Raw genomic sequence first — 21,577 nt, 5'->3', positions numbered from 1 at the left:
CCTGCGGCCATGTTTTACGAGGTCGACTATGCACATTCATATTCTGGGTATCTGCGGGACTTTCATGGGCTCGATGGCGGTGTTGGCCAAAGAGCTGGGCCATCACGTCACCGGCTCCGACGCCAACGTCTATCCACCGATGAGCACGCAGCTCGAGGCCCAGGGCATTCAGCTGACGCAGGGTTATGACCCGGCACAGCTCGATCCGGCGCCGGATCTGGTGGTGATCGGTAATGCCATGTCCCGTGGCAACCCGGCGGTGGAATATGTGCTGAACAAAGGCCTGCCGTACGTCTCGGGGCCGCAGTGGCTGGCCGATCACGTGCTGCAAGGGCGCTGGGTGCTGGCCGTGGCCGGTACCCACGGCAAGACCACCACCAGCAGCATGCTCGCCTGGGTGCTGGAGCATGCCGGCATGAGCCCGGGTTTCCTCATCGGCGGCGTGCCGCAGAATTTCTCGGTGTCGGCGCGCCTGGGCGGCACGCCGTTCTTTGTGATCGAGGCTGACGAATACGACAGCGCCTTCTTCGACAAGCGCTCGAAATTCGTCCACTACCGTCCACGCACAGCCATCCTTAACAACCTTGAATTCGATCACGCCGACATCTTCCCTGATCTGCCGGCCATCGAACGTCAGTTCCACCACTTGGTGCGCACCATTCCGAGCGAAGGTCTGGTCATCCACCCGACCACCGAGCCAGCGTTGCAGCGCGTGATCGAGATGGGTTGCTGGACCCCGGTGCAAACCACCGGCGCCGGCGGTCAGTGGCAGGTCAAACTACTGAGCGAGGACGGCTCGGCGTTCGAAGTAATGTTCGAAGGCGTGTCCCAGGGCACAGTCGAGTGGGAGTTGACCGGTCAACACAACGTTGCCAACGCCTTGGCTGCTCTGGCCGCAGCGCGTCACGTTGGCGTGGTGCCGTCCATGGGCATCGCCGGGTTGAGCGCGTTCAAGAACGTCAAACGGCGTATGGAGAAAGTCGCCGAGGTGCGCGGCATCACCATTTACGACGACTTCGCTCATCACCCGACCGCCATCGCTACCACCCTCGACGGCCTGCGCAAACGCATCGGCGACGCGCCGCTGATTGCGATCATCGAGCCGCGCTCCAATTCGATGAAGCTCGGCGCCCACCGTGACGGTTTGCCGGACAGCGTGGTCGATGCCGATCAGGTGATCTGGTACGCCCCGGCCAACCTTGGTTGGGACCTCGGCGCCACCGCAGCGTTATGCACCGTGCCGTCAATCGTCAGCGATTCGCTGGAAGGCATCATCGAACGCGTGAAGAGCCAGGCGCAGCCCGGTACTCACGTGGTGATCATGAGCAACGGCGGCTTCGGCGGCCTGCACGGCAAGCTCGCCGAGGCACTGCAATGAACACTTTTTCCCAGGCCGGCGGTCCGGAACGCATCACCTTGGCGATGACCGGCGCCTCCGGCGCGCAGTACGGTTTGCGCCTGCTCGATTGCCTGGTGCGCGAAGATCGCGAAGTGCACTTCCTGATCTCCAAGGCTGCGCAACTGGTAATGGCCACCGAGACCGACGTGTCCCTGCCGAACAAGCCGCAGATGATGCAGGCCTTTCTGACCGAATACACCGGCGCCGCTGCCGGGCAGATTCGCGTGTATGGCAAGGAAGACTGGATGTCGCCGGTAGCCTCCGGCTCCGGCGCGCCGGCAGCCATGGTGGTGGTGCCGTGTTCGACCGGCACGCTGTCGGCGATTGCCACCGGCGCCTGCAACAACCTGATCGAACGCGCGGCGGACGTTACGCTGAAAGAGCGCCGTCAGTTGATTCTGGTGCCGCGTGAGGCGCCGTACTCGAGCATTCATCTGGAGCACATGCTCAAGCTGTCGAATCTGGGCGTGACGATTCTGCCGGCCTCGCCGGGCTTCTATCACCAGCCGCAGACCATCGATGATCTGATCGACTTCGTTGTGGCGCGGATTCTCAACCTGCTCGGCATCCCGCAGGACATGCTGCCGCGTTGGGGCGAGCATCACCTGAGCAGCGATGAATAAGCTGCTGGTGCTCGTGCTGGCGCTGCAATTGGCTGGATGCGCTACCGTGCGCACGCTGGATGCGGCCAAACCCGGCGCACCGGTGGTGTACGCCGGGACGCGCCTGGATTTGTATGCGTTGAACGGCGGCTGCTGCGCCATGGACCGGTTCGGTGCCGAGGCGCCGAGCTATCCGGGAGTGGACCTGCCTGCCAGCGCGTTGCTCGACACGCTGTTGTTGCCGTTGTCGTTGCTCACCGTGATTGGCGTAGGTTTTCAAGCGACTGGTGGATTGTAGGGGGGCGCACAACCTCTGTGGATTGTAGCGACTGATCGTTCCCACGCTCTGCGTGGTAACGCATCCTGTGACGCTCCGCGTCACGCTTTTTAGGACGCAGAGCGTCCATGGCTGCATTCCCACGCAGAGCGTGGGAACGATCATCATGGGCGGATGGATTATTTGCCGAGCTTGCGCAGCTCATCGGATTCAATCACCCGCACCCCATCCTGTTCTTCCAGCGCCAGGCGCCACATCGCTCGGGCCAACTGGCACGCTTCGATGCCGTGGTATTTGCCCGGAATCAGCTTTGACAACGGCCCGGCGAGTTGCTCGACCAGACGCGGTTCGGTGCGTTCGCCGAGTAACAGCGAAGGTCGGCAAATGGTCAGCTGCGGCCAGTTCTGCGCGCGCAGGGCCTGTTCCATTTCACCCTTGACCCGGTTGTAGAACACCGAGGAGTTCGGATCGGCGCCGATTGCGCTGATCACGATCAGGTGCCGCGCGCCCATCTCCCGCGCGCGCTTGGCGAACGCCACAACCATGTCCAGATCCACTGCGCGAAAGGCTTCTTCGGAGCCGGCCTGTTTGATCGTGGTGCCGAGGCAGCAGTAGGCGATATCGACCCGGCCACTGAGCTGCGGCAGAAACGCCTGCGGGTCGCCGACCGGATTTTCCAGGTGCGGATGCTCGGCCAGCGGCCGGCGTGAAGGGGCGAGGACACGGGTAATGGTTGGCTCGTTGAGCAAACGGTCGAGCAGATGTTCACCGGTCAGTCCGGTGGCTCCGGCAAGCAATACGTGCTGAGGCGTCAAGTACATAGTGTCTCTCCCTTGATACTGTTCAGCTTAGTTGCCTTTTTTCGCCGCGTCGTTCAATGCGCTGCTGTGCAAAGCTTTGCGCGCTTGCTGTTTACGCAGCAGCTGCCAGTGCGACAGCACGGTTTTCGGCGCCCAGATCTGCGGCTCCGAGGCTTCGAAGCCGTCGGCCAGTTCGCGTTCGGCAACAGTGGCCTTGGCCAGTTTGAATGCCTGTTCCAGATCATCAGTCTGGTTCAGCGCCTGGGCGAACAGCGCGTCGCCGAAATAGGTGAAGTTGGCTTCTTCCGAGCAACCGAACGACACCCGATCGGCGCGCGAGGCGGTCATGATCAGCGTGCGTTCGCCTTTCAGCGCCGGGATGAAACCGCCGGAATAGCACGAAGAAATCACGATGACCTTGTCGCGATGCTTCAGCGGCGCGAGCACCGCGGCGAGTTCATCTGCGGGCAGATCGGCCAGTTCCATGCGCGGCTGATCGAGCACCAGTTCGTGCTCGGCGGTGCCGTGGCTGGTCAGATAAATGAACAGCAGATCTTCCGGCCCGCTGCGTTCGGCAAGGGCTTGCGCGGCGCGGCGCAGGTTTTCCCGGGTGGCCATCGGCCGGTCGCCGAGATGATCGCGATGATTGACCAGACGAATCTGGCCGAAGGCGCCGAAGCGCGTATTGAGCATGTTGGCGACATAGTCTGATTCACGCAGGAACACGCTTTGCTTGCCGTCGCCGCCGAGGGTCAGGGTGTACAACTCGACTGCCGGAGTCGAAGCGGGAATCGCCGCCAGTGCGTCGTCCAGCAACCGACCCTGGGCGAGCAAACCGAGCTCGAGGGTGTCGGGGAGCAATTTGCCGTCGGCGTCGCGCACGCGTTGGCCGTTGATCCAGGTGCCACTGAGCACGCTGCCATCGGTCAGCACCAGAGTGCCGCGTCCTGAATAGCTGTCGTTGTCGAAGCCGCCGATGTAGAAGCTGCCATCGGCCAGGTTCAAGCGGCCCTGACCGGTGAAGCGCCAGTCATTGAACACACCGATGTAATGGCTGCCATCCGCGCCGATCAATTCGCCCTTGCCGGTCAGCGCGCCTTCCTTGAACTGGCCGAGCCAGACGTCTCCGTCGGCGTTCTCGTAGCGGCCCTTGCCGTGCAGTTGATTGTTCTTGAAGCCGCCGACGTAGATATCGCCGTCGGCGCTGTTGTAGGTGCCGTTGCCTTCCAGTTGACCGTTGACGAAATGCCCGCTGAACGAATTGCCGCTGGCATCGCCGCGCTGGCCTTCGCCGTTGGGTTTGCCGTGGGCGAACTGGCCTTGATAGGAGCTGCCGTCGTCCATTTCCAGACGGCCGAGGCCGGAATACTGGTCAGCCTTGAACTCGCCGCGATAGGTCATGCCGTTTTCTTTCAGCGTGCCTTCGCCATCGCGCCGGCCCTGCTTGAAGCCACCGGTGTAACTGCTGGCATTGGTGCTCAGGCTGCCCTGACCATCGAACAGCCCTTGCTGGAACTGGCCGCGATAGACCTCGCCGTTGCTGCCATGCCATTCGCCCTGCCCGTGCCACTGACCCTTGTCGAACTCCCCGGCGTACCAGCTGCCGTTGGGGTAGTCGACGCGGCCCTGACCTTGCAGCAAGCCGTCGACCAGTTCACCGCGATAGCGACCGCCATCGGGCAAGCGCGCATCCGGCGGCAACAGCGATTCGCCGTCGCCGCAAGCGGTGAGCATCAGGATCAGGGCAAGGGGTGCAAGTCGAGCGATTGAGCGCATAGCGGGATCCGGGCAATTAGGCGACCGAGTATGCCGCAGCTATGCGTCGCATATATACAGACGTGACGCGAAACAGCGTGCGCTGCTTCGCATCCGGGATGATCAGACGAAGCAGAGTGACAGCGGCTCGGCGATGTAGGCCGGTTTGTCCGAGCCTTCTATCTCCAGTGTCGCGGTAGCCTTGAGCAACCACTGGCCGGGTTTTTTCTCGGTGACTTCGACCATGTCGACCTTCAGTCGGACTTTCGAGTTGACCTTGACCGGCTGGATGAAACGCACGCTGTCCAGGCCATAGTTGACGACCATCTTCACGCCTTCGGGCAGCACGAGGATGTCTTCCATCAGTTTCGGCATCAGCGACAGCGACAGGAAACCATGGGCAATCGTGCTGCCAAACGGCGTTTGCGCAGCCTTGACCGGATCGACGTGAATGAACTGAAAATCACCGGTGGCTTCGGCGAACAGGTTGATGCGCTCCTGATCGATGGTGAGCCATTCGGAACGTCCAAGTTCCTTGCCGACATAATCTTTGAGCTCTGCAACGGGAACATAGGGCATTGAGACTCTCCTTGGGTTCATCGGTTTTATAGTTTTTCAGGGGGCGGATTTGACCGGCCTGCGAACCACTGTAGATCATCATGGCGATTTGCTCAGGTCAACCGACCATGCTTTTGGCGAATGCCGGTCCATAGCGCCGGCATGCTTATAATGCCGAGCCCCTGCTGGCTGAAAATGTAAGACGGAGATGTCGGATGTTGTTACGTGGCCTGACCCTGCTGGTGCTGTTCCAATTGCTTGGCACCGCGCTCAATCATTTGCTGTTGCCGATATTGCCGGGGCCGATCATCGGGCTGCTGCTGTTGCTGGTGTTCCTGATCATTCGCGGTGAAGTCGGCGAGCCGCTGAATCAGGCAGCGGGCAGTCTGCTGCGTTATCTGCCGTTGCTGCTGGTGCCGCCGGCGGTGGGCGTGATGGTGTATGCCACGGCGATTGCTGCGGATTTCTGGGCGATTGTCGGCGCGCTGGTGATCTCGCTGATCCTGTCGATGGCCTTTGCCGGCGTGCTCATGCAGCGGCTGGTCAAACGTCACGCGCCGCCGGCGGAGGAGTCCTGATGCTGTTTGACTGGCAAGGCGCGTGGGCGTCGGTGATTCATCATCCGCTGTTCGGCATCGGCATCACCCTCGGCGCCTATCAACTGGTGCTGGCGGCGTTCGAGAAAACCCGCTGGATCTTTCTGCAACCGGTGCTGGTCTCCATGTTGTTGGTGATCGGTGTGCTGGTCGGCTGCGGCCTGACTTACGCGGAGTACCGCAAGAGCACCGAGATCCTCAGCATTCTGCTCGGGCCGGCCACGGTGGCGCTGGCGGTGCCGCTGTATTTGAATCTGCGGCGCATCCGCCAATTGTTCTGGCCGATTTTTACTACGCTGGTGATAGGCGGGGTGGTCGCAACGGGCATGGGTGTGGCGCTGGGCTGGTGGTTCGGTGCCGATCACATGATCCTGATGACCATGGCGCCGAAATCGGTGACCTCGCCGATCGCCATGCTGGTCGCCGAGCAGATCGGCGGCGTGGCGGCGCTGGCCGCGGTGTTCGTGCTGATCACCGGGGTGATTGGCGCGATCTTCGGCCCGGCGCTGCTGACCCGCCTCGGCGTGCACAGCCCCGAAGCGCGCGGCATGGCGCTGGGCATGACCGCGCATGCGGTCGGCACGGCGGTGGCGATGCAGGAAAACGACGAGTGCGGCGCGTTCGCCGCGCTGGCAATGAGTCTGATGGGCGTGGCCACGGCGGTGTTCCTGCCGTTGGCGGTGTCGATGGTGGTGTAAGGATATGTCTATGAGTCTGCCGCTTTTCCCGCTGAACACGGTGCTGTTCCCCGGCTGCAACCTCGATCTGCAGATCTTCGAGGCGCGCTACCTCGACATGATCGGCCGCTGCATGAAGCAGGGCGTCGGTTTCGGTGTGGTGTGCATCCTTGAGGGCAGCGAAGTCGGTGTGGCACCAGAAGGTTTCGCAATGGTCGGTTGCGAGGCGCGGATCACCGATTTCGAGCAACAGGACAACGGCTTGCTCGGCATTCGCGTGCAAGGCGGACGGCGCTTCACGGTGTTGCGCACCGAAGTGCAGCGCGATCAGTTGATTGTCGCTGACGTCGAATGGCTGGACGATGAGCCCGAGCAACCGTTGCAGGACGAGGACGCCGACCTGGTCGCGCTGCTCAAGGCGCTGGCCGAACACCCGATGGTCGAGGCGTTGAACATGGGCACCGAAGCCGCCGGGCAACAGTCGTTGGCCAATCAGCTTGCCTATCTGTTGCCTTTTGCCGAAGAGGACAAGATCGATCTGCTGCAACTCGACGACCCACAGCAACGGCTGGATGCGATCCAGGCATTACTCGACGAACTGCAGGGCGAACTGTTCGCCTAGTTTCACTTTGAATCAACTCGCGCTGCCTGCCAGTATTGTTTCGCTTTTGTCTTTGTCTTAATTTCAAGTTGCTCGCAGGATGCGAGCAACTTGAAAATAACAAGGATAAATCATGACTTTATATGAAGATGAACGGGCATTCTGGGACGATATTGCTGGCAAGTATATCTTGAAGCATGCCGGTACTGATCATAACGCTGGCCACGTCATTGAGGCGGCAGCGATTTATGCGGATCGCATGGTAATGGCCCGGCGGAAACGAAAAACCGAAAACATTCCGGATGGCGATGTTCTGCGAATGTCGGCAACAGCCACAGTCGCTATCTGATCCTTTTCCTTTTTCAACTTTTCTGTCGCTGTCTTGAACATGGCAGCAGAGTGTTTACCAATGGGTAGTTCTATGTCTTTGGCAAAAGTAAACAATGAAAGCTTCAGCGCCAATCTTTATCTGGACGGTCTTCCGGTAGTTCTTAATCAGCAACGCCTGCAACAGACCCTGCGCCACAAGCGCATAACTCAAGGCGAAAAACTCGATGCTGAAGTGGGGTTGGCCGACTCGCGGACATCCGCCCTTATCACCCTGGCTGACAATGAGGACGATGCTCCGTTGCTGTTGAGGTTTGTTCCTGAAGGTAACTGTTACGCAATTCAAGTGATACATCCGGGCGTGTTTGACGGTGCGCGATTATTCATCGAAGACAAGACACATAATTTGCTGGTCAGCACCAGCGCTCCGGCACAACTCTATTCAATCAGTACCTACGGCGTGGCCAAGGCTTCTTTGAGCAATATCGCATCCGGCCCGGCTTATATCGAATTGAACAGCGAGCCGAAAGATAAGCCGCTGTATCGTCAGGTAAGCGATGGCATGAGCAAATTCCTCGACGCGAACCCCAACGGGACAGGGCATAACGCCTTCAATCCAAAACCCGCAAGGTTTGTGATCAGCGTGCTCAAATAGCGCAACGCCGCAATTGAAGGACAGACGCCATTCGTTATCGAATGGCGTCTGGATTTCACGGCCGATAATGTTCAGCAACGGGCCAGACTATATCGTTGGAACATGTTTTCCTGCCCTTGGGCAACCTCACTATGGGGCCCTTGGAGGCAGCTACGCGATCGATCAACTGATCGTATGAATTGCTATGATCGCCCCCAGCCCAAGTGTCCTCCTCGATATCCGCGGCATCGCCTCCGGCCTTCCGGAAAATATCCTCGACTCTTGCCGCCCGACTCAGGTCCGAGCGCACCAGCCATATCCGCTCGGCACTGATGCCTCGCGTGGGCATGGAAATACGTCCTTCGTGGCTGTCGCCATCAAAATCCCTGTTGTTCAGGTAAAGGTTTTCGACCCGTGGGACCACTTCGATGCCGCGGGTGTCGATGACATACAGGAAACCATGTGTCTGTTTGCGTCGCAGCAACGGGTAATCGCGCGAGTTATCCATTTCAAATGAGGTATCAGACTCTTCACCCGAACTGTGTCGATATCCGCTGGATGAGTCACTGTCGGAAAAGTGCCCTGGATAGCGATTGGCCTGGCTGTTGTAGTGCCGAGGGTTGGAATAGTAATCAAAACCCAGGTATTGAATGCCGTTGGCCAAGGAGAACGTCGTGCTGAAGGCTCGCCGGGTTGTCGAGTCGGAAGGGTTGCCCCGCAACTTCACCAGCCGCCCGTCACGCGCCAGCTCGAAGGGGGTACGTAGATCGGCGCGGAACATTGCCGGGATATCCGTACGGTAAAGATAATCATGCTTGTTGCGCATGTAGCCGGCATGTTCCAGATAGCTTTGCAGAAAATCCGCTTCGTAACGCTGATCGACAGGCGGCAATTCGCCCTCGATGATCTCACCTTCTTGCCGCAGTCTCAGACTGAAGGGGCCAAGCTCTTCGCCAATCTGTTCGAAGCGTTTGGCATCCTGCACATTTCGGGTCAGGCTTTTGTGCTGTTCGGCCCATGCGGGAAAGCCGTTTTCCATGTCCGGACGCAAGCGTTTTTGTTGCGCGGTGCTGAGATTGTAGGTGCGTAAAAGCTCGACGCACTCACTGCGAGTCTTTTGCGGGTGGGACCATTTCATGGAATCCAGAAGGAATTTGTAGTGACTTTTGATATCTCTGCGTCTTGCCCAGCCCGGCGGGCCCCCGATGGCCTCGGCCTCGGTACGAAAGGCAAGAATTTCTGCGCCGCGCAGGCTGTACACATCCCATAGTTCGCCATCGGTCCAGTTCGCCAGCTTCAACGGCAAGGCGGCATCCGCGCGTGCTTCGTTCGGGTCTGCCTTGATCAGGCGGCCGTATTTGCCCTTGAAGGCGAAGCCGACATTCAGTCGTGTATTTACTTCCTCTTTATGGGGATTTTTCTCCCATTCGTGTACCGCGTAATAGCCTTGTTCGTTCGGCACCGGCGCGTAACGCGGCTTGGCCAACTCATACAGGGTGTAGCGGTCGGGCGGGTACTCTTCGATGGGCTTGTTCAAACTCCACAAATCAGTGTCCGCGACTCGATAAAGAGGCGGTCCCGATGGCGTCCGTTCACTGGGCAATCTGGCGCGCCAGGCTTTGATCGAATCGTGGTACGCCACCATCACCGTCTGCCCTGCGGCCGATCCGTCGTCGTTGGCGATGTCTGCGAACTTGCGCCCCTTGTATTCTTTCAGACCGTCTGCATCGGGGCGTAAAGTCCCGTCAATGTCTTGCAGGTAAGGCTCCAGCGGCGACATGGCAGACCGCTGAGTAGGCCTCTGCGCATCAAGGATCCGGCTCACCGTTATCACGGGTTCCGGGCTGGCGTGACTGCCGTGAGGACTGCGGGCGAGAATGTCCGGCGATGTGAGCGAGCCGTCCGGCCTGACGCGGCCAGGCAAGCGTGCATCAAGATCGATGGGACGATCAGGGCTGATCGGGCGGGAGGTCGAGGTGCCCGGCGTTTCCGGTGTCGGTAATGGGCGAAGTGTCCCGGGTTTCTGGCGCATAAAGGTCATTCCATGTAGTGAACCCGGCCAGTCATTGGCCGAGGTGATCAAGTGCCGGGATGGAGCTCGGGTCCATCCCGGCACGTTGTTGAAACCGGCAGCGCGCGGTCAGTTGATGTTGACGGGGATGAACAGGTCTTCGCGTTTGACGCGTGTCTGCCGGTCAGTCAGCAGGCTCCAGTGGCGGTTTACCGAGTTGTAAACCAGCGTGCCCACTGTGTCGGGCTGGTAGCCAATGTGAGTCACGTAGACCCGCGCTGCCAACTCGTTGCGCTGCCGGTGTTGCTCGATATCGGCCAACAGCGCATCGACGCCGGCGTAGCCTTGGGCATTGATCACGTACAGCTGCAACATCTCGAACAGCAGCGAGACTTGATAGAGATTGCCGGCGGCGGTCGCCACGCTGACCGATTCCACCGGTGTGTCATCGCCGATATCCGGCAATTGGACAGTCACGCTGGCGATGCGCAAGCGGTTGTCCTGCAATTGGATTTCGTCGCGAGTGACGGTTTCGTCCATTGTCCTGGTGTACAGATTCCAGCTTGAGGCGTTGGCCGTTTTTGCCGCAGCCCCAGGTGTGGCCAGGCGCACGATGCAGTTGCTGGCCAGGTAGATGTCGTACGTCGCGCTATGACCCTCAAGCAGATAAATGCCGGTATGCGCCCGGGATTCGATGACGATTTTGCTGGGTCGATCGGTCAGCAGCGGCTTCTCACTGATGGTGGGCCGGGTGAACGGGTAGTTGCCGTTGCGCCGTTTCAGCCAGCTTCGAGTGCTGACCAGTCGTGCGCCGGGGTTGTTGGCGTCCGCTTCGTAGTCCAGGTGCGGCAGTTGCAGGCGATAGGACACTCCGTCCCGCATGACCACAACGATGTCTTGCGCCAGTTGCGGCGTGGTGACTTTGAGGCTGTTGCGCCCGCTGTACCCGGTGGCGGCAGCGATCGGTTGAATCACGCCCTTGAATGCCAGCACTTTTGCCGGCAACCGCAGCGACAGGCAGAAGTCTTTGTAGGTCAGGTGAGTATTGCCCGAAACGCCTTTGCGCACCTGGACGGCATAGCTGAGCTCGACGTCGATGATTTCGTCGTCGCCGTAGTCCAGAAAAACGCTGCGCGGCCTGGTGGCGCTGCGTGCGATGACGAACTCGACCTCGCGCTGAGTACGGGTGACAAAATGCCGGCCCAGGCTCTGATTGTCGATCGTCACCGTACCGCCATTGACGATCGCCGGGGCAGGGGCGGGCTGACCAATGACGGTCACGGCGACATCGATGTCCTGACTCAGCGCTGGACCTGGTTCCTGAGGGAGCTGAGCCAGCAGTTCGTAGCCATCCTGGGTGCGGAACAGCCATCGATCGTTATGCAACCGACGCTGGCCGTCGACCATTCGATAGACGTTTTCCAGGGTCAGCACGTGGTCTGGGTCGTCGCCGTCCTTGCCGCGCAAGGAATTGATCACCAGCGAGGTGCCGATGATCTGCCAGCGCTGAATCACCGCGTGCGGCCAGCCCATTTCGATCACGCTCGAATGCGCGCTGTCCTCGGTGATTGTCGTGCGTGCGTTGGTGTGAGCGATGTAATAGCGATCGACGCCGCTACCGCCGTCCACGTGACATTCGAGGCCGTAGATGGCAATCGTGTCGTTGCCGGCACCGGCGCTGACGCGATCATGGCCATGGGCGGAGATCTGGTTGGCCTCGGAACTGCCGATGACGTGGCTGCTGCCTTTGCGCAGCGTCGAAACGTTCTCGAACGATGTCAGGTGCGCGACTTCAATGCCTGGGCCTTCCGGGTCCAGACCTCGCAGCGTGACCTTGCCGCTCGGCAGGTCAATCCGATGGCCGATGTGTCGTGTATCAGTGGCTGGCCGCTGGCCTTCAAACGCAAACGTATCGCTACCGTCGCCGCCATCCAGCACATTGATGTGCGGCGGTTTGGTCAGCCGGTCCAGTTCCTCGTCAGCGACCTGCTGATAGAACGCATCGTTTTTGTCGCCACCGCTGAGCGCCTTGTGTCCCTGGCGGTAGGCAAACAGGTTGGGCTGCGCCTTGACGCCAGTGACACGGTCATTGCCGTCGCCCAGGCGCCAGAACACGCCTTTGCCTTCGCCTGCACTGCCGTTGACAACGCCCTTGAGGTTGTCGGGTAATCCATGGCTTGCGTCGATGACATCGTCGCCGCCGACGATCACCGCCTGGCTGTCGAGTCTGAACGGCAGCTGCCCGACGCTTTCGTCCCACTGGTAACGCCATAGTTCGACAGGGCGCAATTCGGCGCGAAACGCGCCATTGACCACTTGGGCGATGGAGTCGCTGTAAGCGCCGGCAAGCATGTCTTTGGCCGACAGTTCGAGCTGTTTTTCGTAGTCACTGGAAAGCCTGGACAGCTTGAAGCGATCCATCACTTCGGCGTCCAGTTCCTTGCCGGTAAAAGCGAACCATCCCGAGCGCAGACGCTCGAGTGTTGTCAGTTCGATGTAATCATCGATCTGGTCGACGACCCTGGCGGCTTGATAGATCAGTGAACCGGAGATGAGCAGTGCGGCAGCCGCGAGGCCGAGCGGGCCGGCAACACTGCCGAAACCGGCCAGTGCGGCGACGCCCAGCACCAGGCTGATGCCAGCGCCCGCTACACTCAGGGCAGCGCTGAAATAATGGTCCTGAGCTTCTTTGCCCGATGACGCGGCGGCGGCGTTGAACGATTTGATCGCGTCGACAATGTCGAACGGCAAGGTAATCGCGCTGGCGAACAGTCCCGCGCCACGGCTCATGTATTTGCCGATCGAGGTCAGCGCAAAACCCCTCAGGACATTGCTGCCCTGAGTCAGCATCGCCTGGCCGGTTCTGGCCAGACCCCGCTCGATGATCAGCGAGCCGAGTTCTGCGGCGATGGATCCGCCGTAGTAGAGCATTTCCAGCGCCTCGCCTTTTTTGATCGCATCGGTCAGGGCCATGTAGCCGCTGTAGATGCCGAAGGCTTGCATGCCGACTCCTGCGCCGCTCATCAAATAGCTTTTGGTCTTGTTGATCCAGCCGGGCGCGTGTTCAAACGCGTCCGCCCGGTGGATTTCCAGCTTTTGCGCAGCCTTGCCCAATTTGTTGAGACGATCCATGGCGCTGCCCGAAACCAGCGGCGTATCACTGACGAACAATGGGCCGGCATCGACCGAGCGCTTGCAGGCAATCTCATAGAACAGCAGTGCCGCCATGTCATTGTCGGGAAAGTCCACGGCTTGCAAGCGGGACTGCACCTTTGCGGACTCGAAATGGAGTCCGTCCAGAAAAGCCTGATCCACGCGCTTCATGTTGGCATTCGCCGGACTGACAGGTTGACCGTCGACGGTCGCCCCCAGCGCTTGCAACTCGACCCGACTGATCACGACCTCGCCGATACGCAGTGGGCCCAGGTGTTTGTCGATTGCCTTCAGAGTCTGGCGAAGGGATGGGGGGCTGTCAGGCACCTCGCCTGGCACGTCCGCTCGATCGGGCATGGGTGTGGACGGCGTATGGGCATTGGCCGAGGCGTCTATGGGGGTAACTTGAAGCGCGCGCACGTGGGCGACATGAGCCGCGGGAACGATGAGTTTCGACACGTATTAATCCTTTAATGGTGTGCATGAGGAGCCGGTTTCCCTGGCGGCTTTACTTGAGCATTTGAAGTTCGGGCCAGGCGATGTCATGGGCAAACTCGTCCTTGTTGCCTGAGAGCCTGAGTATCGGCAGGCCCGCCGTCTCCACCTGGTCGATCAACTGGTCGTATTCGAACCGGTTGGAGTGCCCGGCATGGGTGGCCGCTTCGATGCGATCAGCGTTTGCCCCAGCCTGCTCTTTGATGTCTTCGACCCTGGCGCCCTTGGTCAGGTCTGTGTTCAGTAACCAGACACGCTCGGCTGAAACGCCGCTGCGCGTGACCGAGATCAGCCCTTCGAAATCGTCGGAGGGGAACCAGGTCGGCGGGGTGTCACGCGCAGCGGAATTGAACATCATGTTTTCTTCGTGGGGGACGACCTCCAGATCGCGCGTGTCGAGCGCGTAGAGAAACATTTCCGTCTGCCGCGTGCGCGTGGACCGGTAGCCGCGCTCGTGATCCCATGCCACAGGGCTGTCAGGATCCGACCAGTCTGACGAGGAGTCACTCGGTGTATCACTGGCGTCGCTTGCGCCGCTTTCCGAACCGCTGTCGCCCGTGTCGCGTCCCGGGTATTTATGGGTCTGGCTGTTGAAACGCAGGTATTCGGGATCGGGGGCGCGGGCATATCCCTGTCCTGCCTGGAGACTGAACGTCGCGCTGATCGGCTTGTGTGTGGTCGCGCCGGGTTCGTGGTGATAGCGCGGCAGCATGGTGCGGTCGTTCGCCAGCTCGAACGGCGTGCGCTCGTCACCGCGAAACAGCGCCGGAATGTCCGTGCGGTACAGGCAGTTGTTCTTGTTGCGCAGATAACCGAGCTGTTTCAACAGCGCTTCGCGCACCTCGGGGGTCAGGCTGTTTTCTGCGTCGTACCAGTCGTGGCGGGCATTGCGCTTGAGGTTGAGCTGCTCGAGCGCATCGGCGGCAAACTGGTCGAAGCGTTGCGGGTTGCTGACGTCCTCCAGCAAGCGCTTGTGCGCCAATGCCCACGCCGGAAGCGTCAGATGGCTGGCCATTTCCTGCTGCAAACGCGACAGTTGCCTGGGCAGCAGATTGAACGATTGCAGAAAGGCTTCGCGCTCGGCAAAGCCCATCTGCGGGTGCAGCCAGCGCAACGAGTCGCGCAGCAGATCGGTTCGCGGATTTTCCGTGGTTGTGGGGTGTGCCCACTGTGGCGGCGTGCCGGTGGCCTGGGCTTCGACACGAAAGCGCGCGATGTCCTCGCCCTGTAGCCCATATAGCTGCCATATCTCATGATCGGTCCACTGTTTGAGGTGGAGCGGCGACGCTGCGAATCCACCCGCTGGAGGATCAACCGCTATGTAATTGCCATATGAATCCCGGAAGGCGAACAGCATGTTGTCTGTGCGTGAGCCAAATAGCGGATTCATTTCGTAATAGCCCTGAGCATCCGGCGAACGCCAGGATGGGCTGTAACGACTTTGATTGATGGGTGTTGTCACGGGGGCGAGGCGCGGTCGCTTTGGCGCGGGTTGTTCGGTCAGGCGCCAGGTGGGGCTGTCTGCGTTTTTGTACAGGCGCGGTCCGGAGGGAACGCGCTCGGTGAGTAACTTGCTGCGCAATGCGCCGGTTTCATCCTCACCCACATGCGTGGTTTGCAGAGCTCCCTGATATTCGACGTCTGCGAACTTTCTGCCAACGATCCAGCGAAATCCATCATTGTCGGCAGGCTGCATTCCACGCACAAAGGTCTCTGATAACCAGTAATCGTTTATTGAAGTGGAATGTTCCGAGCGATAGGCGCTGTGTGCCGGTAACTGAAAGATTTCAACCGCTGGCAACCGCGGATTCGCATCGGCAAGGGCGCTGTCGAAGTTGGTACTGTGCAGCGCAAGATCGGGGATGTCGGCTCTTGGCGATATTTCAATGCTGCTGACATCAAACATGGGCCGATGTGGCGTTGGCACGTTTGCATCAGTTTGATGCGTGGTTGTGACTGACGTCTTGCGGGGTATTTTTGGACTCATGAAAGACTCGATAAGAAATGGATTGTTGTAGGACTCGGCAGAACTTCAATGCGTGGTTTGAATAAATATGGATAGCCAGCAAATGTCCGAGTCGGGCCCATCAATCTAACGGTTTTTCAAAAGCGCGAAACACTGAGCAGGCATGTTTCAACTTGAATATGTAACGCTAGTTTTGCGTCGATCGAGAATGCGGAAATGTCGGTTTTATAACCAGGAAAGTTAACCGGGAGGGAGGAAGTTTGCGTAGGTTGCAAGCGCCGCTCTTGTCGGAATGTTCCGAAAGAGCGGCGTATAAGAAATGTCGCTTGTAAATTGCCTGTTTTAGTAGGCGTAACGCAACAATGTATGTGGCAAGTGGCGCATAACGAAGAATCCGAACAGCGCGACCATGGACGGCAGGATCAGCCACCAGATCTTGAAAGGCATGGCGTTGAGCGGCGCCTGCCGCTGGTTTGACCACAGCATCGCGGCGCAGACGCAGCTGGCCAGCATTGCACCGGCCAATATGTCGGTTGGCCAGTGCGCGCCGAGATAGACCCGCGACAAAGCAATGGAGAATGCCGGGATGCAGGCAATCAGCAGCCAGGTCAGGCGCATGCGTGGCGGCTGCCCGCGTCCGGCCAGGACACCCAGCGTCAGGAACAGGGCGAATGCGCCAGAAGCATGGCCGCTGGGCATGCTGTAGGTGGTCAATGGATCGCTGAGCACTTCCGGGCGTACCCGGGCGAAAAAATACTTGGTGCCGGTGTTGGCCATGGCGGTGATCAGCATGGTGGCTCCCGCGAACACTGCCTGGCGCCACTGCTTGCACAGCAACAGCAAAATGACGAGCAGGGCGCTGAACAGCAGCATGTTGCGGAATTCGCCGATCAGGGTCAGCGTCACGGCGATTTCGTCCAGCGCTGGCTGGCGATGTTCCTGCACCAGAGTCATCACACCGTTGTCGAGCGCGGTGAGGTATGGATAGCCGATAAACAGCCCGATCAGGATCAACAGGCTCATGCCGCCGATCCAGATCGTCGCGCGACGATGGCGGCGCACGCTGCTGTTGACGCTCAGGCCGACCATCACCGCAATGCTGGCCGCAACAATCCCGGCTTCGAGCCAGAAACCTTCAGGCAATGGCAGGCGGAACGCTGCGCCCGTGGCCCAGCCAGGCAACAGATAAGCCAAGCTCCAGCCCGCAGCGGCCAGCAGGCTGACGGCGAAGAAACGCGGGAACGGCATGTCGCACATCCCGGCAACCATCGGCAGCATCGGCCGCAGCGGGCCGATGAAACGCCCGACCAGCAGGCTGGCGATGCCATAGCGCTGGAAGTACGACTCGGCCCCGGCCATCCATTCCGGATGATGGCGTAGCCCGGGGAGGCGGCGGATGTTCTGGTGGAAATGGCGGCCGAGGAAGTAGGAAATCAGGTCGCCAAGAATGCCGCCAAGAAAGCCCAGCAGCAGCGTTTCGCTCAATGACAGCGCGCCGCTGCCGGCCAGCACCGCCACGGCAAACAGCAGCACCGTGCCCGGCACGATCAGCCCGGCGATCGCCATACATTCCACGCACGCCACGATGAACACCGCTGCGGCCAGCCACTGCGGATTGGCGCCGAGCCATCCGGTGATGCTATCGAGCCATGGGCCCATACAGAAAAACTCCATTCATTCTTTAAGTAATTGTTACGCGGTGGACTGCTGACCTGTGGGAGCGAGCCTGCTCGCGAATGACGCTGTGTCAGACGAAAGAAGCGTTGGCTGGCACGACCCCTTCGCGAGCAGGCTCGCTTCCACAGGGGAGGTCATCATTCATTGACGGATGCGGCGTCGGTTACGGGAAGCAAAATATAATCCCGGCCTTCGACCTGACCCCGTCGCAGCGGGTTCCGCGTGCACCATTGCGCATACGCAGCGTCAACGAAGCGATACATCAGGTGTTCGTCACGGCCCAGCGGGATGCCCAGCCGGGTGGTTTGAATAATCTGCGAGGGTGCCGGCCCCGCGTCCTCGACCAGCAACAACTCATGATCGAAACGCTTGGCGTCCCACATCGGTACTTTCAAACCCAATGCCTTGCACAACAACGTCTGCCCGGCGCACAACTTCTGCGTCGGCCGCGGTCGCCCCTGGGCATCGGGATTGTTCAGCAGCATCTGCGCCAGACTCGCCGGGCCGCTGACCTCGTCGACCCACGGATAGGCGGATTTGATCAGCACGGCATTGCCCGGACCTTGCGCACTGAAGTTCAGCGAATCACCGCCGCGGGCGTAGTACATATAGATGTGGCCGCCATCCAGAAACAAAGCCTTACGCTTTTCTGTGTAACCGAGCGAGGCATGACTGCCTTTTTCCGCGAAGTAATAGGCTTCAGTCTCGATGATTCGCGCACTCAGCCACAGATCACCGACGCGATGGCGGATGACTTTGCCGAGCAGCGCCTGCGCCAGAACCTGGGCGTCGCGGTCGAAAAAACTGTCCGGCAGGCCCACGGGCAGGCGCGCGGACTCGGGGCAAAGGGGCACGTTGGTCATGATGGGCAAGGTTTATCCAGGCTCAAGAGGTCGTGATGATAACAACGCTGAGCTTAATTACGTCTGAACGACGGGCAAACGCAGCTCATTTCGACCATCCGCCCGTCACCGCTGTTAGTCCCGGGACGCGACAGCTATAATCTGCCGCTTTCCTCTTTGCCAAGACCCCAGCAGACCATGACTGAGTCCGTTCTTGACTACATGACCCGATTGGGTCGCGCCGCCCGCGCTGCCTCCCGGGTCATCGGTCGCGCCAGCACCGCGCAGAAAAACCGCGCCTTGCAGGCTGCCGCCAATGCTCTGGATGCTGCACGCGCCGAGCTGGCCGCAGCCAATGAGCTGGATCTGGCTGCCGGTCGCGCCAGCGGTCTGGAGCCGGCGCTGCTGGAACGTCTGGAACTGACCCCGGCACGCATCGACGGCATGATCGTCGGCTTGCGTCAGGTCGCTGCACTGGCGGATCCGGTCGGCGCGATCCGCGACATGAGCTTCCGTCCGTCGGGCATTCAGGTCGGCAAGATGCGCGTGCCGCTGGGCGTGATCGGGATCATCTACGAATCCCGTCCGAACGTGACCATCGATGCCGCCAGCCTGTGCCTGAAGTCCGGCAACGCGACCATCCTGCGCGGTGGCTCCGAGGCAATTCATTCCAATCGCGCGATTGCCGCGTGCATCCAGCGCGGTCTGGCCGAAGCCGAACTGCCCGCCGCTGTGGTGCAAGTGGTCGAAACCACTGACCGCGCCGCCGTCGGCGCGCTGATCAGCATGCCTGAGTACGTCGACGTCATCGTGCCCCGCGGCGGTCGTGGCCTGATTGAACGCATCAGCCGCGATGCCCGCGTGCCGGTGATCAAGCATCTGGACGGCATCTGCCACGTTTACGTCAGCGAACATGCCGATCTGGCCAAAGCCCAGCGCATCGCTTTCAACGCCAAGACTTACCGTTATGGTATCTGCGGCGCGATGGAAACCCTGCTGGTCGATCAGGCTGTTGCCAGGGATTTCCTGCCGTCGATGGCTGCGCAGTTCCGCGACAAAGGCGTCGAACTGCGCGGTTGCGAGCGCACCCGGGCGATCATCGAAGCGGTCGCGGCCAGCGAAGACGACTGGCACACCGAGTACCTGGCGCCGATTCTGTCGATCCGCGTGGTCGACGGTCTGGAGCAGGCGATCGAACACATCAACCATTACGGCTCCCATCACACCGACTCGATCGTCAGCGAAAACCTCGCCGACACCCGGCGGTTCGTGGCGGAAGTCGACTCGGCCTCGGTGATGATCAACACGCCGACCTGCTTTGCCGATGGATTTGAATACGGATTGGGTGCCGAGATCGGCATTTCTACTGATAAGCTGCACGCCCGCGGCCCGGTCGGGCTCGAGGGGCTGACCTGCGAGAAGTACATCGTGGTCGGTGATGGCCAGTTGCGCGGCCAGGCGACGGTCTGACTTGACCGACCTCGACCTGACAGCGCCGCACACCGGCAGCGAGTCGCGCCCGCAACGCATTGGCGTGCTGGGCGGTACGTTCGACCCGGTGCACATCGGCCATTTGCGTGGCGCGCTGGAAGTTGTCGAAGCGCTGGCGCTGGATGAGTTGCGCCTGATGCCGAACGCGCGCCCGCCACATCGCGGGACGCCGCAGGTGTCGGCGCAGGATCGGCTGGCGATGGTCGAGTGCGCGGTGGCCGGATTGCCGCCGCTGGTGGTGGACGCCCGCGAATTGCAGCGGGACAAACCGTCCTGGACCATCGATACCCTGGAGTCGCTGCGCGCAGAGATGCCCGCCGAGACCCAGGTTTTTCTGCTTTTGGGCTGGGACGCATTTTGCGGCCTGCCCACTTGGCACCGCTGGGAAGAGTTGCTCCAGCATTGCCACATCCTGGTGCTACAGCGCCCGGACGCCGACAGCGAACCGCCGGATGCCTTGCGCAACCTGCTGGCAGCGCGTTCGGTGAGCGACCCGCTGGCCCTGAAAGGGCCGAGCGGACAGATTGCATTCGTCTGGCAGACACCGCTCGCGGTTTCCGCCACCCAGATCCGTCAACTGCTGGCCAGCGGTAAGTCGGTACGTTTCCTGGTGCCCGACGCGGTCCTGGCCTACATCGATGCGCACGGTCTGTATCGTGCGTCGAACTGAACAAGGCGTGCTTCACTGATACGAATCACCGTATCCCCAAGCCGCCGAATACATGAGCAAAACGAGTTACATATGACTGATAAAGATCTACCGAAAGTAAAGCGCAAAGGCACGTTCAAGAGCGCACCACTGCCGGAAGCCGTCAACACCAACGAGCCGCTCAAGGGCGACGAACTGGTCAAGATTGCCGTCGCTGCGCTGGAAGACGTCAAGGCCCAGGACATCCAGATCATTGATGTGCGCGACAAGCAGAGCATCACTGACTACATGATCATCGCCACCGGTACCTCCAATCGCCAGATCAACGCGATGCTGGACAAGGTCCGCGAGGAAGTGAAGAAGCAGGGCGCCAAGCCGCTGGGCGAAGAAGGCAAGGGCGACAGCGACTGGGTTCTGCTCGACCTCGATCTGGTGATCGTGCACATGATGACTGCCTCGGCGCGTCAGTTCTACGACCTGGAGCGCCTGTGGGCCGGTGCCGAGCAAAGCCGTGCGGCCGATGCCAAGCACCACAGCCCGGAAAACACCCACGAGCATTTCACCAAGCTCAACAAAGACCAGTTCTAAGGGATCGCTGTGCGACTGCGCCTGATCGCCGTCGGTTCACGCATGCCCAAGTGGGTGGAAGAAGGCTGGCATGAATATGCCAAGCGTCTTCCGTCCGAGCTGGCGCTGGAACTGGTGGAAATTCCGCTCAACACCCGTGGCAAGAATGCCGACGTGGCCCGTTTCATCCGCCAGGAAGGCGAAGCCATGCTGGCCAAGGTCGGGCACAACGAGCGGATCGTCACGCTGGAGGTTCACGGCAAGCCGTGGAGCACCGAGCAACTGGCGGTCGAACTCGATCGCTGGCGCCTGGATTCGCGCACGGTCAACTTCATGGTCGGCGGCCCGGAAGGGCTGGCACCGGAAGTCTGTGCCCGCGCTGACCAGCGCTGGTCATTGTCGCCGCTGACCTTGCCGCACCCGCTGGTGCGGATCCTGATCGGCGAACAGTTGTACCGTGCCTGGACCGTGTTGTCCGGCCACCCTTACCACAAGTAAGC

The 21,577-nt window shown here is 60.4% G+C and carries 20 protein-coding genes; 12 read left to right on the top strand and 8 right to left on the bottom strand.

What is annotated here, in order from left to right; translation table 11 throughout:
- Positions 1–28 precede the first annotated feature (28 nt).
- The 3 genes from mpl to D8U71_RS20745 are packed head-to-tail and all read left to right on the top strand — an operon-like array spanning position 29 to position 2,299.
- Complete coding sequence (gene mpl / locus D8U71_RS20755; RefSeq protein ID WP_016773007.1) at positions 29–1,378, top strand: UDP-N-acetylmuramate:L-alanyl-gamma-D-glutamyl-meso-diaminopimelate ligase; 1,350 nt, start codon at positions 29–31, stop codon at positions 1,376–1,378.
- On the top strand, positions 1,375–2,022 hold the full coding sequence (gene ubiX / locus D8U71_RS20750; protein ID WP_024014462.1) for a flavin prenyltransferase UbiX: 648 nt from the start codon (positions 1,375–1,377) through the stop codon (positions 2,020–2,022). Before mpl ends, ubiX begins: the two co-directional genes overlap by 4 nt.
- The gene (locus tag D8U71_RS20745) at positions 2,015–2,299 is read left to right on the top strand and encodes a YceK/YidQ family lipoprotein (protein ID WP_024014461.1); all 285 of its coding nucleotides are present in this window, start codon (positions 2,015–2,017) and stop codon (positions 2,297–2,299) included. Before ubiX ends, D8U71_RS20745 begins: the two co-directional genes overlap by 8 nt.
- A 158-nt stretch (positions 2,300–2,457) precedes the next feature.
- Here the strand turns inward: D8U71_RS20745 and D8U71_RS20740 are convergent, their stop codons facing one another.
- The 3 genes from D8U71_RS20740 to D8U71_RS20730 all read right to left on the bottom strand — a co-directional run bounded on the left by D8U71_RS20740 (position 2,458) and on the right by D8U71_RS20730 (position 5,412).
- A complete protein-coding gene (locus tag D8U71_RS20740) occupies positions 2,458–3,099 on the bottom strand; it encodes an oxidoreductase (RefSeq protein WP_016773010.1) in 642 nt (213 codons plus the stop codon).
- Positions 3,100–3,126: 27 nt separating this feature from the next.
- The gene (locus D8U71_RS20735) at positions 3,127–4,854 is read right to left on the bottom strand and encodes a C13 family peptidase (protein ID WP_130888562.1); all 1,728 of its coding nucleotides are present in this window, start codon (positions 4,852–4,854) and stop codon (positions 3,127–3,129) included.
- Between the two features lie 102 nt (positions 4,855–4,956).
- Complete coding sequence (locus D8U71_RS20730; protein WP_016773011.1) at positions 4,957–5,412, bottom strand: MaoC family dehydratase; 456 nt, start codon at positions 5,410–5,412, stop codon at positions 4,957–4,959.
- Positions 5,413–5,606: 194 nt separating this feature from the next.
- Between D8U71_RS20730 and D8U71_RS20725 the strand changes: the two genes are divergently transcribed.
- The 5 genes from D8U71_RS20725 (at position 5,607) to D8U71_RS20705 (ending at position 8,247) form a co-directional block, all read left to right on the top strand.
- Entirely contained in the window at positions 5,607–5,969 is a 363-nt protein-coding gene (locus D8U71_RS20725; protein ID WP_130888561.1) for a CidA/LrgA family protein, read from the top strand.
- Positions 5,969–6,685 carry an LrgB family protein gene (locus D8U71_RS20720; RefSeq protein ID WP_016773013.1) on the top strand — a complete coding sequence of 239 codons (717 nt, stop codon included), beginning with the start codon at positions 5,969–5,971 and terminating at the stop codon, positions 6,683–6,685. The genes D8U71_RS20725 and D8U71_RS20720 overlap by 1 nt, the downstream gene beginning before the upstream one ends.
- Positions 6,686–6,695: 10 nt before the next feature.
- Entirely contained in the window at positions 6,696–7,286 is a 591-nt protein-coding gene (locus D8U71_RS20715; protein ID WP_125925931.1) for an LON peptidase substrate-binding domain-containing protein, read from the top strand.
- A gap of 112 nt (positions 7,287–7,398) precedes the next feature.
- Positions 7,399–7,614, top strand: coding sequence for a hypothetical protein (locus tag D8U71_RS20710; protein WP_024014458.1), 216 nt, complete (start codon positions 7,399–7,401; stop codon positions 7,612–7,614).
- A 72-nt stretch (positions 7,615–7,686) separates the two neighbouring features.
- Complete coding sequence (locus tag D8U71_RS20705; protein ID WP_125925932.1) at positions 7,687–8,247, top strand: hypothetical protein; 561 nt, start codon at positions 7,687–7,689, stop codon at positions 8,245–8,247.
- Between the two features lie 55 nt (positions 8,248–8,302).
- Here the strand turns inward: D8U71_RS20705 and D8U71_RS20700 are convergent, their stop codons facing one another.
- The 5 genes from D8U71_RS20700 to D8U71_RS20680 all read right to left on the bottom strand — a co-directional run bounded on the left by D8U71_RS20700 (position 8,303) and on the right by D8U71_RS20680 (position 18,391).
- Entirely contained in the window at positions 8,303–10,258 is a 1,956-nt protein-coding gene (locus D8U71_RS20700; RefSeq protein WP_130888560.1) for a hypothetical protein, read from the bottom strand.
- Positions 10,259–10,366: 108 nt separating this feature from the next.
- Positions 10,367–13,849: a calcium-binding protein gene (locus D8U71_RS20695; RefSeq protein ID WP_130888559.1), complete on the bottom strand. Its 3,483-nt coding sequence runs from the start codon at positions 13,847–13,849 to the stop codon at positions 10,367–10,369.
- Positions 13,850–13,898: 49 nt separating this feature from the next.
- Positions 13,899–15,791 carry a hypothetical protein gene (locus tag D8U71_RS20690; RefSeq protein WP_241664250.1) on the bottom strand — a complete coding sequence of 631 codons (1,893 nt, stop codon included), beginning with the start codon at positions 15,789–15,791 and terminating at the stop codon, positions 13,899–13,901.
- 402 nt (positions 15,792–16,193) lie between these two features.
- Positions 16,194–17,510, bottom strand: coding sequence for a bifunctional DedA family/phosphatase PAP2 family protein (locus D8U71_RS20685; protein ID WP_130888557.1), 1,317 nt, complete (start codon positions 17,508–17,510; stop codon positions 16,194–16,196).
- Between the two features lie 155 nt (positions 17,511–17,665).
- On the bottom strand, positions 17,666–18,391 hold the full coding sequence (locus tag D8U71_RS20680; RefSeq protein WP_130888570.1) for a DNA-3-methyladenine glycosylase: 726 nt from the start codon (positions 18,389–18,391) through the stop codon (positions 17,666–17,668).
- 177 nt (positions 18,392–18,568) lie between these two features.
- On the opposite strand from D8U71_RS20680, the gene D8U71_RS20675 reads away from it, so the two are divergent.
- The 4 genes from D8U71_RS20675 to rlmH all read left to right on the top strand — a co-directional run bounded on the left by D8U71_RS20675 (position 18,569) and on the right by rlmH (position 21,575).
- Positions 18,569–19,840, top strand: a complete 1,272-nt coding sequence (locus D8U71_RS20675; protein WP_125925937.1) for a glutamate-5-semialdehyde dehydrogenase — start codon at positions 18,569–18,571, stop codon at positions 19,838–19,840.
- A 1-nt stretch (position 19,841) separates the two neighbouring features.
- Positions 19,842–20,531, top strand: coding sequence for a nicotinate-nucleotide adenylyltransferase (nadD, locus tag D8U71_RS20670; RefSeq protein ID WP_016773023.1), 690 nt, complete (start codon positions 19,842–19,844; stop codon positions 20,529–20,531).
- Between the two features lie 72 nt (positions 20,532–20,603).
- Positions 20,604–21,098 carry a ribosome silencing factor gene (gene rsfS / locus D8U71_RS20665; protein ID WP_016773024.1) on the top strand — a complete coding sequence of 165 codons (495 nt, stop codon included), beginning with the start codon at positions 20,604–20,606 and terminating at the stop codon, positions 21,096–21,098.
- A gap of 9 nt (positions 21,099–21,107) precedes the next feature.
- Entirely contained in the window at positions 21,108–21,575 is a 468-nt protein-coding gene (rlmH, locus tag D8U71_RS20660) for a 23S rRNA (pseudouridine(1915)-N(3))-methyltransferase RlmH (protein ID WP_011063671.1), read from the top strand.
- Positions 21,576–21,577: the final 2 nt, after the last annotated feature.

This window comes from Pseudomonas sp. Sample_21, assembly GCF_004307525.1.
Taxonomy (GTDB): domain Bacteria; phylum Pseudomonadota; class Gammaproteobacteria; order Pseudomonadales; family Pseudomonadaceae; genus Aquipseudomonas; species Aquipseudomonas atacamensis.
Note: the sequence above shows the minus strand (reverse complement) of the source record. Positions and strands in the feature narration are given on the sequence as shown.

Bases quoted from the DNA above. Each gene is read 5' to 3' on its own strand.
- D8U71_RS20690 (WP_241664250.1), bottom strand. From the start codon at position 15,791: ATGTTTGATGTCAGCAGCATTGAAATATCGCCAAGAGCCGACATCCCC.
- rsfS (WP_016773024.1), top strand. From the start codon at position 20,604: ATGACTGATAAAGATCTACCGAAAGTAAAGCGCAAAGGCACGTTCAAG.
- D8U71_RS20720 (WP_016773013.1), top strand. From the start codon at position 5,969: ATGCTGTTTGACTGGCAAGGCGCGTGGGCGTCGGTGATTCATCATCCG.
- D8U71_RS20725 (WP_130888561.1), top strand. From the start codon at position 5,607: ATGTTGTTACGTGGCCTGACCCTGCTGGTGCTGTTCCAATTGCTTGGC.
- D8U71_RS20710 (WP_024014458.1), top strand. From the start codon at position 7,399: ATGACTTTATATGAAGATGAACGGGCATTCTGGGACGATATTGCTGGC.
- D8U71_RS20745 (WP_024014461.1), top strand. From the start codon at position 2,015: ATGAATAAGCTGCTGGTGCTCGTGCTGGCGCTGCAATTGGCTGGATGC.
- D8U71_RS20705 (WP_125925932.1), top strand. From the start codon at position 7,687: ATGTCTTTGGCAAAAGTAAACAATGAAAGCTTCAGCGCCAATCTTTAT.
- D8U71_RS20740 (WP_016773010.1), bottom strand. From the start codon at position 3,099: ATGTACTTGACGCCTCAGCACGTATTGCTTGCCGGAGCCACCGGACTG.
- D8U71_RS20685 (WP_130888557.1), bottom strand. From the start codon at position 17,510: ATGGGCCCATGGCTCGATAGCATCACCGGATGGCTCGGCGCCAATCCG.
- D8U71_RS20715 (WP_125925931.1), top strand. From the start codon at position 6,696: ATGAGTCTGCCGCTTTTCCCGCTGAACACGGTGCTGTTCCCCGGCTGC.
- mpl (WP_016773007.1), top strand. From the start codon at position 29: ATGCACATTCATATTCTGGGTATCTGCGGGACTTTCATGGGCTCGATG.
- ubiX (WP_024014462.1), top strand. From the start codon at position 1,375: ATGAACACTTTTTCCCAGGCCGGCGGTCCGGAACGCATCACCTTGGCG.
- D8U71_RS20730 (WP_016773011.1), bottom strand. From the start codon at position 5,412: ATGCCCTATGTTCCCGTTGCAGAGCTCAAAGATTATGTCGGCAAGGAA.
- D8U71_RS20700 (WP_130888560.1), bottom strand. From the start codon at position 10,258: ATGCGCCAGAAACCCGGGACACTTCGCCCATTACCGACACCGGAAACG.
- D8U71_RS20680 (WP_130888570.1), bottom strand. From the start codon at position 18,391: ATGACCAACGTGCCCCTTTGCCCCGAGTCCGCGCGCCTGCCCGTGGGC.
- D8U71_RS20675 (WP_125925937.1), top strand. From the start codon at position 18,569: ATGACTGAGTCCGTTCTTGACTACATGACCCGATTGGGTCGCGCCGCC.
- D8U71_RS20735 (WP_130888562.1), bottom strand. From the start codon at position 4,854: ATGCGCTCAATCGCTCGACTTGCACCCCTTGCCCTGATCCTGATGCTC.